Here is a 12,003-nt window from a genome sequence, read left to right on the forward strand (position 1 = left end):
CTAGAAATAATCCCCATGAATGGGTTTACGGCGTGTCGAACGTCTTTAACCAATGCGGCATATTACCGCATTGATTAACGAGTACTATTTATCAGTACTATTTACCCGTTAGGATTATTGACCTGAAAGCATAGTCGCTAAGTCAGTTTCAACGTTGCCAACACTGCGCATATCAAAGTTATCTTGCAGCGCTTTGATTAAGTTGTCAGTTAAGAACGCAGGAGCAGTTGGGCCGGTATAAATACCTTTGATACCTAAAGCGAATAAGGTTAATAACACCACAATTGCTTTTTGCTCGAACCAAGATAAAACAATGCTTAATGGTAATTCATTCACACCACAATCAAACTCTTCAGCCAGTGCTAACACTAATTGAATTGCAGAATAAGTATCGTTACATTGGCCAACATCTAACAGACGTGGGATACCATTGATATCGCCAAACTCTTTCTTATTGAAACGGTATTTACCACAAGCGAGGGTAAGTACTACAGAATCTTCAGGGGTATTAACAGCGATATCAGTGAAGTAGCTACGCTCTTCTTTATCACCATCACAACCACCAATTAGGAAGAAGTGTTTGATGTTGCCCGCTTTAACTTCTTTGATAACTGCAGGAGCAGCTTCCATTAGTGCGTTACGACCAAAACCAACCGTGATCATGTGTTCGATTTCTGTGTGCGCGATACCGTCTTGTGCTAATGCACATTCGATAACTTGCGAGAAATCATCGCCTTCAATATGCACAACACCAGGCCAACCCACGATGCTACGGGTAAATAGACGGTCTGCGTATTGACCTACGTTTGGATTGATTAGACAGTTAGATGTCATCACAATTGCGCCAGGGAAGTTAGCAAATTCTTTTTGCTGATTCTGCCAAGCGCTACCAAAGTTACCAACTAAGTGTGGGTATTTGTTTAGTTCAGGGTAACCGTGAGCAGGTAACATTTCACCATTGGTGTAAACGTTGATGCCTTTACCTTCAGTCTGTTGCAAGATTTTTTCTAAATCATGTAAGTCATGACCAGAAACAAGAATACATTTCCCCGCAACTGGTTTTACGTTTACTTGTGTTGGTTGTGGGTGACCAAAGGTATTGGTTTCACCACGGTCTAGAATTTCCATGATGCGGTAGTTTAATAAACCAATTTGCATTGATGTTTCAAGTAGCGCATTGGCATCTGTCGGTTCAGTACCTAAGAATGCCATGATTTGATGGTATTCAGCGCAGATTGATTCTTCACTCTGACCAAGTACATGAGCATGTTCCATGTATGCCGCTGCACCTTTAAGGCCGTAAAGACATAATAGACGCAAGCCAATGATGTCTTCGTGTAACTCTTCGTGACCACGGTTAACCGCTGCTTCTGGTGCGAAGTTCATGATTTCTTCAGCTGTGCTTGGTAATACAAACTGCGCTGCTGGCGATAATTCAGGTAATGTATCACCAGCGGCTGCAGCGGCTGCCATTACTTGGGTGCTTAATTGGATCTTGTAACGCTCAGCAATTTCAGTGTATTCAGTAATACGCTCTGGTACAAAGTTGACGTTAGTTAATGTAGAGAAGAATGCACGTGGTGCCCAAGCATCAATTTCAGCGTCGATGATGTCATATTTACGCGCTAGCTCTGCCCAGAAAGACACACCTTGAAGATTAAATACGAGTATATCTTGTAGGTCCGACACATCTGCCGTTTTACCACACATACCTTGCGTATAAGAACAGCCTTTAGCCGTTGGTGTTTGAACAGTTTGCTCACATTGAATACAGAACATTTAAGACTCCATTATAATTATATTATTGATATCGAATTAACGATGATCTCGGAATCTATATTGCATCTAACGTGCCAACTTTTATCTTGTTGATATTTATGGTTTTTATGTTTTTCCTACACTAGGTTTGATGTACTAACTACAACGTTGCTGATGTAATTAGTACATCATTCTTTATTTGCTGACTTTATACTAACTCTGCAGCGCGTAATGTTTTCGTTTCAATACCAAGCTTTTTGCCCATTTTGTATAAATTACCGCGATCCATTTGTAAAAACTCGGCTGCTTGCGCCCATACAAAGTTAGATTGCTGGAGGGCGTGGGAAATAAGCTTGGTTTGATAGCTTTCGACTGCGCCACGTAGCTCAAATGAGGTCGTGGGCAGATCATTTGGTTTGGTTTCGGCATGGTATGAATAAGTATTACTTACTTCATCAGATAAGTGTTGTTGCTGGATCAAGCTTTGTTGTGCTTGAATCGCCCGTAAGCCTGCTCGCATTAAGGTATGCTCTAATTCTCGTACATTACCAGGCCAACTGTAATGGATTAGCGCCGCTAAGGCTTGTGGGTGTAATTGTAATTTTTCTACATTGAATTGAGTACGAACACGATCAAGTATGTAGCCGGATAATACCGCTATATCGCCTTGTCTGTGGCACAGCGGTGGTACCTTAATTGGGAAGACATTTAAGCGGTGGTATAGGTCACTGCGAAAACGACCGGCTGCGACCTCTTCGGTTAACTCGCGGTTAGTTGCCGCGATAATGCGGACATTAATGATTAAATTGTTATCAGCACCAACACGCTGTACTTCGCCTTGTTGGATCACACGCAGTAGTTTAGCTTGCATTAACAGCGGTAATTCACCAATTTCATCTAAGAAAATAGTGCCGCCATCCGCTAGCTCAAATTTACCTGCACGGTTACTGGTCGCGCCGGTAAATGCCCCTTTGATATGACCAAACAATTCACTCTCAGCAAGGCTTTCTGGCAAGGCGGCGCAGTTTACGTAAATCATCGGCTTGGTGGCTCGTGATGAATTTGAGTGTACCGAATGAGCGACAAGTTCTTTACCTGTGCCTGTTTCACCGCTGATTAGCACTGCATAATCCGAGTAGGCAACCATGCTGATATTATCACGCAGGGTTTGCATTTCAGGACTGATACCCACTAATTCGCCGCCTTTGTTGCGCGCTTCTTGGATCAGTACTTGATTCATGTTTTGCTGTTGACGATGGCTTTTACGCAGGGCTTCAACTTGATTTACATTTCTAATTGTCGCTGCGGCTAGCGCAGCAAAGGTCGCCACGGTAATATCATCAATGCTATTGAAAGCCCCGACCTGCATCGCATCTAGGGTGATAAGTCCGACTAAATGATCTTCGACATATAAGCTACAACCCATGCAGTCATGCACATCAATCGAGCGGTTTGGATCATTCTTTAATAAACCATCAAACGGATCGGGTAAAGTTGAACTGGCGGGAAATCGCACTGGCTCACGGCTGGCTAAAATAGCCTGCAGGCGAGGGTGCTGTTGTGGGTCGAATCGTTGTCCTAATACTTCATCGGATAAACCATTAACTGCAGCAGCAGACAACAAACCTGAATCATTTAGAATAAACAACGCACTGGCATCGCAAGGTAAAACGGATTGTAGGGACTGCATTAAACGCTGGTAATGATGCCCTGAAGGTAAGTTTAAATTGAGATCGAGTGCAATTTGTAACATCGCTTGATCGAGAGTTGTTTGCATACAAAAACCTTAATACCGAGAATGATGTGATTTTTACATCACTATCGAATAGGTGTAAATTGAAATGTGTATTTGATAAGTGGTTTATTGATCTGGATTAATTTTTAAGCTTCTCGATACTTTTTCGCCGCGCGATTAAAGAGTTCTCTAAACCACTTGTGCGTGGCGTCATTGGTTCGTGATGAATGCCAGTAAATGGCTACTTTGACTGGTTCTTGTAAGAAATCAGCGTCGAGCTGTTTGAGGTTGTGGATGTGAATATATTTATCCACCAGTTTTTGTGGCAACAAAGCAATGTAATCACAGCGCTCAATCACGGGAAGCATTTCCATGATACTGCTGGCTTGCCAAGCGACACGACGTTTACCGAGTATGCTTTCATCTTTAAGGCCGCGCCCTAATAAATAGCCGCCTTTTTTCTCAAATTGAGAATGGGTGACGTGACTTTCAAATAAAAACTGTTCAGGTGTGATCGCGTTACCGGTCAGCCTTGGGTGATCTTCTCGACACATCACACTCAAAGTATCTTCCATTATCACTTTAGAGCGTAACTGTGAGCTTTGGTTTGAGTAGGCTTCGATAATCAAGTCACACTGTTGTGAACGCAGTATATTGCTGTGGTCGTGACTGTATAAAGGTTCAACTTTGACGCTCGCTAGAGGGGCCTCTTGACTCATCAGTGCTGATAGTTCTGGCAATATAGTGAAGCCAAATACGCTGAGTGAGGAAATCACAAATTCTTTATCGCACAGTAAGGGGTCAAACTTTTTGAATTCCGGCAGCATATACGCGATATTTTCGACAGAACTTGCCAGAGTCGGGTAAATGTCTAATGCAAACTGTGTGGGTTCAACGCCACGGCTACCGCGGATAAACAACGGGTCCTTAAACACTTCTTTTAATCTCGTAACACCTTGGCTCACTGCCGATTGGCTGATGCCCAAGCGTTTTGCTGCTTCGGTATAGCTTTTCTCTTCAACAATTGCGACAAATGTGGGAATTAAACTGTAATCTGAATGCTTCATCTCTTACCCTTTTTATAAAATAGCGCAACTGACATAAGTTAACTTATATCATATATCACTTAACTTCTGCATTTTTTAGTTACGATAGCCTCATTAAATATGTCTAAACATTTAACGAGGCTTAATATGAAACGCTCTATTATTAGTTTATCTGTACTGCTCGCGACTTCTCTTTCAAGCATTGCATTAGCAGATGATAACCATCAGCACCGTTTTGACGGCGTTAATGTCGATATCCCAACACTCTCTCACGATTATTATTTAGGTGAAAACTCGGGTGCAACGCATTTCTGGCATGGCGATACCAAAGACATGACCTTTACCCGCACTGGCGGTAATGATGCTTTTGATGCGAAATCTGACAAGGTTCACCCACAGTTAACCGCGCATTCACAAAAGATGGATAAAGGTATTTTTACTTATAAAAATAAATTCTTCCAGATTTATGGCTATGGTTTAACTTCACCGATGATTGTTGATGGTGATAATGGTTTATTAATCCTTGATCCCGTTGAGTCAGTCGACAAAATGCAATTGGTCATGGCAGACTTTCGTAAAGTAACCGGTAATAACAAACCTGTTGCGGCGATTATGTATTCACATTGGCACCCAGATCACTACGCTGGTGTACGTGGTATTAAAGGCGCTGAAAACGCTAAAATTATCGCCCATGAAACTTTTATGGAAAACGTTGTTAAAGGCTCGATGGGCGGAACTGGTCCAGCGCTTGGCTTTCGTGTTGATTACTCGTTAGGTACCTTGCTTAATGTTGAAGAAGATGGCCGTATTAACGGTGGTCTAGGGCCTGACTTTGAAATTCGTGAGCACAGTCTGATTAAGCCAAATACCTTAGTTGAAGGTAAGTTTGGCAAGCTAGACATGGAAATCGAAGGCATAAAGGTGGAGTTCCAGCACGTACCTTCTGAAGCATCTGATGAGATCACTGCTTACTTCCCTGAATTTGACATGTTGTTTGGTTCTGAAGTTATTCAAGGTGAAAGTTTCCCGAATCTGCATACTATTCGTGGCACGCAATATCGTGACCCAAGCATCTGGTTCCCAGGTGTTGATATGTTACGTGAATACAACGCTAACACGATGATGGTATCACATGGTCGTCCTGTAAACGGTGCCAAGCATGTTGATGACACATTAACGTCATACCGTGATGCGATCCAGTTTACTTATGATCAATCAATCAAAGCGATTAATGATGGTGCGACGCAAGAAGATTTAATTCGTCAAATCAAACTACCTGCACACCTAGTTAACCACCCATGGTTAGGTGATTTCTATGGTTCGATTCGTCATGCTGCAAAACAAATATTTGTTGGTGAAATGGGGTGGTTTGATGGTGATCCGACAACACTAAACCCAACTTACTCGGTAGAGGCATCAACACGCTACGTCAACATGGTTGGCGGTAAAGAGAAGATGATGGAGTTTGCCATTGACGCCTGTGATAGCGGTGATTATCAGTGGTGCGCAGAATTGGCAACACATGCAATTCGTATCGATTTAGACGATATGGCTCCGCGTGAACTAAAAGCAACAGCACTGCGTGAACTGGCTTACCGTGAAACCAACAACAATTGGCGTAATTGGTACTTAACCTCGGCACAAGAGCTTGATGGTAGTATCGATTACTCTAAAAAAATCAACCTGCAAGCACCTGACTTGATGGCTGAGTTTGAACCAGCACAATTGGTTAGCGCGATGCGTTTTGGTTTGAATGCACAGCGTAGTCAAGATAAGCACTTCACTGTTGCGTTTGAATTTGCTGATACTAACGAGACCCATGCACTTGAAATTCGTCGTAGTGTTGCGCAATTCCATCAAGATTTTGCAGGCCAACCTAAAGCAACCGTTAAGCTAACTAAAAATGTATTCCTAGGATTACTGGTTGGTAAAGTCGATTTTGTTGAAGCTGTTAAACAGGGTTACATCCAAGTCGAAGGCGATGCGAAAGCGGTGCCTGAGTTCTTCAGTTTATTCGATAAGCCTGCGGAGTCTCCAAAAATCACACTTCGTTAATTAGTTCTGGAAATGAATAACCCCGGGTATGCCTGCAATCTACATCCGTTGGCATACCCAAGTTTAGGAACGAGACGATGAAAAAAAGAGTAGTTAGCACATTATCGGTGATGTTTTTCAGTTGTAATCTCGTGGCATTTAACGCGTTCGCCTGCGGTGGTGATATCGACATGAGTGTGCCGCATATTCATGATGAAAATGGCTTACTTATCGCGATAGAAAATGCCAATAGCAGTCAATTAAATCAGCCTGCACTGAAAGACATAGATATATATCAGATTTTTTCAGGTGAACTGTCACGCAATAAAGACGTTCATCAGCATGGCAAGACGCATTAACCTCGCAGCATATTGAGAACTCAAAAATTGAGAACTAAATAGGAAATAATATGAACATCTTAAAAAGTATTTATCGAGTAATCGCGATAATTTTTAAAGTTTTATTTAAGTTTACCTGCTTCATGTCCTTGATGCTTTGCGGCGCTTATTTACTGGCGCCACTCGGTACGATTAATTCTAAACAGATAGATTTAAGCACCTTCACTAACACGCCTAATGACACCATGATGGTCGTTTTTAATTCAGAGTATTTTAGTGGTTACCTGTTTGCCGTTACCCTCGCGGTGGTTATTTTTGTTGTCTATCTACTCTGGCAGCTGCACGAAGTTGCCGTACATAAAGCGCAGGAACAAAATAGTACTCATATCCAATTGGTGTTTGCGCTATCACTGTGTGGCTTGTTTATACACAAAGCTTGGTGGGTGCTTGCCATTATTATTGCGTTTGCGAATTGGCAACATATCGGTGCTTCACTGACCAACATTATTAAAAATGGCTTAGCGACAAAAAACAACAAAGCAGGAGCCGATGAGGTGAATACGCTGATAAATAAAGATGCGAAATCACATTAATTAGGCCTGTAGATTTACAACCAGAATAAAAGGGTAAGACAATGAAAGAAATAATAATTCCGTATATCCTACTGATGTGGGTATTAGTTTCTACCGGCGCGATAAAGTGGTCTTTAAAAAGTGCGGTGTGGATAGTGTTTGGTGGTGTATTTATTTTAGTTATATTAGGCATTATGTCACGCTTGTGGGCGCCTGTAGATTTAACCTATTCATCAACAGTAAAAGCACCTCATGCGGTATTGTCACCATTATTTGGTGAAGAGATTGACCAAGTTTTTGTAGAACACAATCAGGTGGTTAAAAAAGGCGCCATTATTTATACCCTAGTGGACACCAATTCTGCTGCGGATATAGAGAAAATTAAAGCCTCTATTGTGAAACAACAAGAGTCAATTTCGCAAATGCAGCGCGATTTGAAACGAGCGAAAAAGTCACCTGAGATATTTAAATTTAGAGATATTGAAAAATTTGAATCTGATTTAAAAGTTGCTAATGCGTCGCTACTTTCGCTGGAAGCCGATTTAGACAAAACGTTATTTGTGCAAAAAAGAAAAACGGTTCGAGCGCCTTTTGATGGACAAATTGCAGTGGTTAATATCGCCGATGGCAGTCGTATTGGTAATATGCATATTTATGATACCTCGAAGAAGTTTGTAGAAATGCGCATCTCTGATCAAACCTACCGTTACGTAGAACCGGGTCAATTTTCAGAGTTTTATGTCGATGCTTATCCTGGGGAAATATTTCGTGCAAAAGTACATAGCTTTACCGCGGGTACAGGTGAATCATCTATCTCTCCGATACAAGGTCCGCAGAGTGTAAGGCAACATGTAGGCGCAAATACCAGTGCGCACGGTCGTACAGTGATACTTGAAATTGTTGAACCTGATGGCAAAATAATTCCAATTGGTGCGACGGGCTCTGCTTGGATTGCAGCTAAAAAACCACATGCTTTCTTTGGTTTTATTGATGTGATTGGTGCAGCGACGGTACGCTTACATTCGTACAAGTCTTATTTAAATGCGATATAAAACAGATGCCTAAAAAAAGTCTTAAAGCACTGTCATAAAAACATCTCTAAAACACCGCCATAAAAAGTGCAGACGAGATATTCATCGCTAAGTTGGATATCTCTGTGCACTGATGTTATTTTAAGTTGTTTATAGCTATGTATATTACGTGTCTGTTTAATACATCTCTGTATAATGCAGCCCTGTTAATAATCGAAATATAGGCATCGTGAGTGATGACAAACACAGGACTTGGTTGTGCTAAATTTACCTTTGCAGTATATCTAGCAAATACGCCGAACATGTTGGAATACCAAGACATAAGCAGCGTTAATTCACTCGTCAGTGGTGAAGTGAATGCTATCGGTCAAGCCTGTGGCAATGGCTGGCGTAAAGTCTTTAACGTCTATGCAAAACTCTTGTATGCATTAAATCCCGCAGATTTTGACTTTGCACAGCGTGCGCCGACTTGGCAGCAGTATCGTGATAGTTATTTGTTGCAAAGGGGCAGTGCAACAGCCTTGTTATTTAGCCCGCCAGTACTTAATGCAAATATCCAGACTATTCACATTATCTGTGGGCGCACTTATGCCAAGCAGCTATTAGCATCCGGTGAATTACAGGTTAACTTAATTTGGTTAGATGACGAATTTGCGATTGATGTAAAAAACCGTTTAGTTGTCTGCCCCTATTTTGATTACCGACAGTTATCCAATATCAAAATTGAACGGCTGTCGGTGATGCTGAGTGGGCTAGTTCGGAAGTAGCTCGGAAGTCGTTAGGAGATAGCTTTTTTAAATAGCGTTTTACTGCCTTTAAAGACACGCTTAAATTGTTCTGACGTGCTGCTATTGCTACTTTCTAAACGCTGTCGATTACGTTGTACGTTAATGCTGTTATCGACATTCTTAGCAATCAGTTGTTCTACGCTTTCTTGCCCCCATTGTTGCGATCCTGATGAAAACGAAGTTGGAATGATGCTATCCAAATTAAGCAGTTTTTGGTTGTAGTCAATGGCTTTATTAATGGTGGTCACTTTGGCTGAATCGGATAGGGTTAAATCATACGGTGGTGACCACTCCCCCAAAGGTTTTAACTTATCCACTTGGTTTAGAATACCGGTAATAACCGGTTTTTTACGATGCAAGTTATCCTTGTTGGCGTAAAAATCCTCTAAGCTGAGCATAAATTGGCGATCAAGTTGTCGTGATGATTGATTTGCTTTTAGCACCCACAACACCATATCTGCATTAATGACGTGTTTAAGGATGGTTTTATTGGTTTTGTCATTGCCATCAAGCCCCGGTAAGTCGACAAGATTAAGTACTTCAACATCACCCACCGCACAGCTGTAAACATTCACCGCATTGGTTGAAGGTAACGCGCTGACTTCGGCATCAAGCGCCCCTTTAATGGTATTAATCAGTGATGATTTACCCGCACTAATTTGCCCGATAACGGCAATGCGTAAAGGCTCCAGTGGCTTAGGTTCACTTTGCTCATCTTCCACTGCGATGGTACTTTTCTTAATGTCTTTATCTTCAACCGAAAAGCGGCCACTGTATAAATCAATGGAAACGGCAGCAACTTCTTGCAAAAATGCTCGTTTCATATTGAGTTGTAAGTTATCCCCGACGTTACCGGCAATATCGCCGAGCAACTTATTGCGGACTTCTTTAGTGATAGCTGCAACAGGGTTGATAAATTGATAAACGCGATAGGCTTTACTGAGTAAGTCCGCCGCTTGTTTTCCGGTGGCAATTTTGTCTTGATGATCAAAAGCAAACTTGAGGTGCGAGAGTTTAATGTTTTCGACAAAAGGCACGTTCTCTTTCAGGACCACGCGATAGCGTCTGCTCACTTCTTCGAGTAGTTTTAGACCGTCAGTGACAGAGAATTGCAGATCTCCGCGAGAAAATTCTTGTGCTGTCGTGTTGGCAATAGCTAAGCCATGGCTTTTTAAGGAACTCCACGCATCTTCTTCGGCTAATCGCGATTCAATGTTTTGATTAAGGCGCTGCCAAATCGCATTTTCAGCTTCTGACCAATCTGCAGATGCTTGAACAAGACTGTCTTCGCTCACTTTAAATGTAGCCACTTTAGCGTTTGCTTTTCGGCGTAACAGTAACAGCGGAATATAGAATAAGAAAAAGCTAGCGACCAGTGCAATGGCAAAATGTAAGGTGTACCCATATTGAATTATGGCGTATAGACCAAAACCACACAGTACCAATAGAGGCAGTAATATGGCGAGCGTAAGAACGGCGGTTACACCACTGGAAAGCTTATCTAACTGGGTCAGGCTGTTTTTAACGCGTCTCACTTTTCGCTACCTCTTTAATATTTGCTAATGCGTCTTTGTATATATCCTGCATATCTTTATTCGATACGGTTTCGCCTTTGCTTTTATGGTACATGTATTTACAGGCGGCGCGACCAATGGCATAGGTTGATGCAAAGCTGATAACGGCAGCGGATGCGCTCCCAACGGTTTGTCCATATGCTGGAATTAACTTAACTAGTTGGCGAATGCCTAATTTGGATGCGTACTGCAGCGCAAAGCCTGAGCCTAAGGTGCTAATAAACTCACCAAATGCGCGTTTATCCCAAGTAATCCCGTATTGATTAGCGAGGCTGTGTAGCATTTTAGCTTGGATACTTGGTACGGCCACAAGGCCAACCGCGGGGATGGCATCAGCAGCGCCTGCAGAACCTGCATACCAGAGTACTTCAGTTTTTAGTTTTTGAAAATTAGCACTTTCGGTACCCGCATGTTGCTGTTCATTATTAAACTGCTGGATGATAGGTAATAGTTCCGTTAACTGGTCTTTTAATGTGGAGATACCAAATGTATCCCCGTTGGCGAGTTCGAAATCGACTTCGACATACGGGATCTCATTTCCCCATGTTTTTTCTAACTGCTGTTGGTTGTATTGTACGGTTTTGATTTGTTCATCAACACTAAGCTGTTTCACTGCAGTGTGCACGATTAAAATTTGTTTGATTGAACCTTGTTTTTTAATCTTTTTAAGTGCATTGATAACATCGCGTTGCTCTGGTTCTTCGGCTTTAGCGATGATAAGTAAGGCATGACCTTGTTGCGCGCTGACGTCGATATCTTCTGTTGGGTCGTAATTGGCCTCAGACAAACCGCGAGTATCAAGAAACCGGAGAAGGGGCGTTGCTTTAGGATAGCTGTAAGCGTGTGATGTCATGGTACAAGGTTCGAAGCCATTACCGACCTCTACGTCACTATCCCCTGTGATAGTTTGGATCAGTGAGGACTTGCCTGCGCCAGTTTTACCTAATAACCACAATGTCGGTAAGTAGGTATTTTGATATGCGAACGCTTTTTCTATATCCGGATTTGCACTTGGGCTAATGAATTTTTTAATGGCATCAAACATAAAATAAGTGCTCTTTGGTCGTGGTGAGAGGTATTGACTATAATCTGAGTTAAAATATGATAGAAAAATTATGAGCATAATG

General features: G+C 42.0%; 10 protein-coding genes. 5 read left to right on the forward strand and 5 right to left on the reverse strand.

What is annotated here, in order from left to right; all coding sequences use genetic code 11:
• Positions 1-114: 114 nt before the first annotated feature.
• From hcp to QNK26_RS05060, 3 genes are all read right to left on the reverse strand, one after another.
• The gene (gene hcp / locus QNK26_RS05050) at positions 115-1,779 is read right to left on the reverse strand and encodes a hydroxylamine reductase (RefSeq protein WP_319221246.1); all 1,665 of its coding nucleotides are present in this window, start codon (positions 1,777-1,779) and stop codon (positions 115-117) included.
• Positions 1,780-1,966: 187 nt separating this feature from the next.
• A complete protein-coding gene (gene norR, locus QNK26_RS05055; protein ID WP_319221248.1) occupies positions 1,967-3,535 on the reverse strand; it encodes a nitric oxide reductase transcriptional regulator NorR in 1,569 nt (522 codons plus the stop codon).
• Between the two features lie 104 nt (positions 3,536-3,639).
• Entirely contained in the window at positions 3,640-4,560 is a 921-nt protein-coding gene (locus tag QNK26_RS05060) for a LysR family transcriptional regulator (RefSeq protein WP_319221249.1), read from the reverse strand.
• Between the two features lie 126 nt (positions 4,561-4,686).
• On the opposite strand from QNK26_RS05060, the gene QNK26_RS05065 reads away from it, so the two are divergent.
• The 5 genes from QNK26_RS05065 to QNK26_RS05085 all read left to right on the forward strand — a co-directional run bounded on the left by QNK26_RS05065 (position 4,687) and on the right by QNK26_RS05085 (position 9,281).
• A complete protein-coding gene (locus QNK26_RS05065; protein ID WP_319221250.1) occupies positions 4,687-6,594 on the forward strand; it encodes an alkyl/aryl-sulfatase in 1,908 nt (635 codons plus the stop codon).
• Positions 6,595-6,671: 77 nt separating this feature from the next.
• Entirely contained in the window at positions 6,672-6,932 is a 261-nt protein-coding gene (locus QNK26_RS05070) for a hypothetical protein (protein WP_319221251.1), read from the forward strand.
• 50 nt (positions 6,933-6,982) lie between these two features.
• Positions 6,983-7,504 carry a magnesium transporter gene (locus QNK26_RS05075; protein WP_319221253.1) on the forward strand — a complete coding sequence of 174 codons (522 nt, stop codon included), beginning with the start codon at positions 6,983-6,985 and terminating at the stop codon, positions 7,502-7,504.
• 41 nt (positions 7,505-7,545) lie between these two features.
• Positions 7,546-8,535 (forward strand): efflux RND transporter periplasmic adaptor subunit, encoded by a 990-nt coding sequence (locus QNK26_RS05080; protein ID WP_319221254.1) that lies wholly within the window; start codon positions 7,546-7,548, stop codon positions 8,533-8,535.
• A gap of 215 nt (positions 8,536-8,750) precedes the next feature.
• On the forward strand, positions 8,751-9,281 hold the full coding sequence (locus QNK26_RS05085; RefSeq protein ID WP_319221255.1) for a DUF6942 family protein: 531 nt from the start codon (positions 8,751-8,753) through the stop codon (positions 9,279-9,281).
• 11 nt (positions 9,282-9,292) lie between these two features.
• Here QNK26_RS05085 and QNK26_RS05090 read toward each other — a convergent pair whose 3' ends face one another.
• Both QNK26_RS05090 and QNK26_RS05095 read right to left on the reverse strand, forming a co-directional pair.
• A complete protein-coding gene (locus QNK26_RS05090) occupies positions 9,293-10,837 on the reverse strand; it encodes a GTPase family protein (RefSeq protein WP_319221257.1) in 1,545 nt (514 codons plus the stop codon).
• The gene (locus QNK26_RS05095; RefSeq protein ID WP_319221258.1) at positions 10,824-11,921 is read right to left on the reverse strand and encodes a YcjF family protein; all 1,098 of its coding nucleotides are present in this window, start codon (positions 11,919-11,921) and stop codon (positions 10,824-10,826) included. Before QNK26_RS05095 ends, QNK26_RS05090 begins: the two co-directional genes overlap by 14 nt.
• Positions 11,922-12,003: the final 82 nt, after the last annotated feature.

The sequence above is a fragment of the Moritella sp. genome (assembly GCF_033791185.1).
GTDB lineage: Bacteria > Pseudomonadota > Gammaproteobacteria > Enterobacterales > Moritellaceae > Moritella.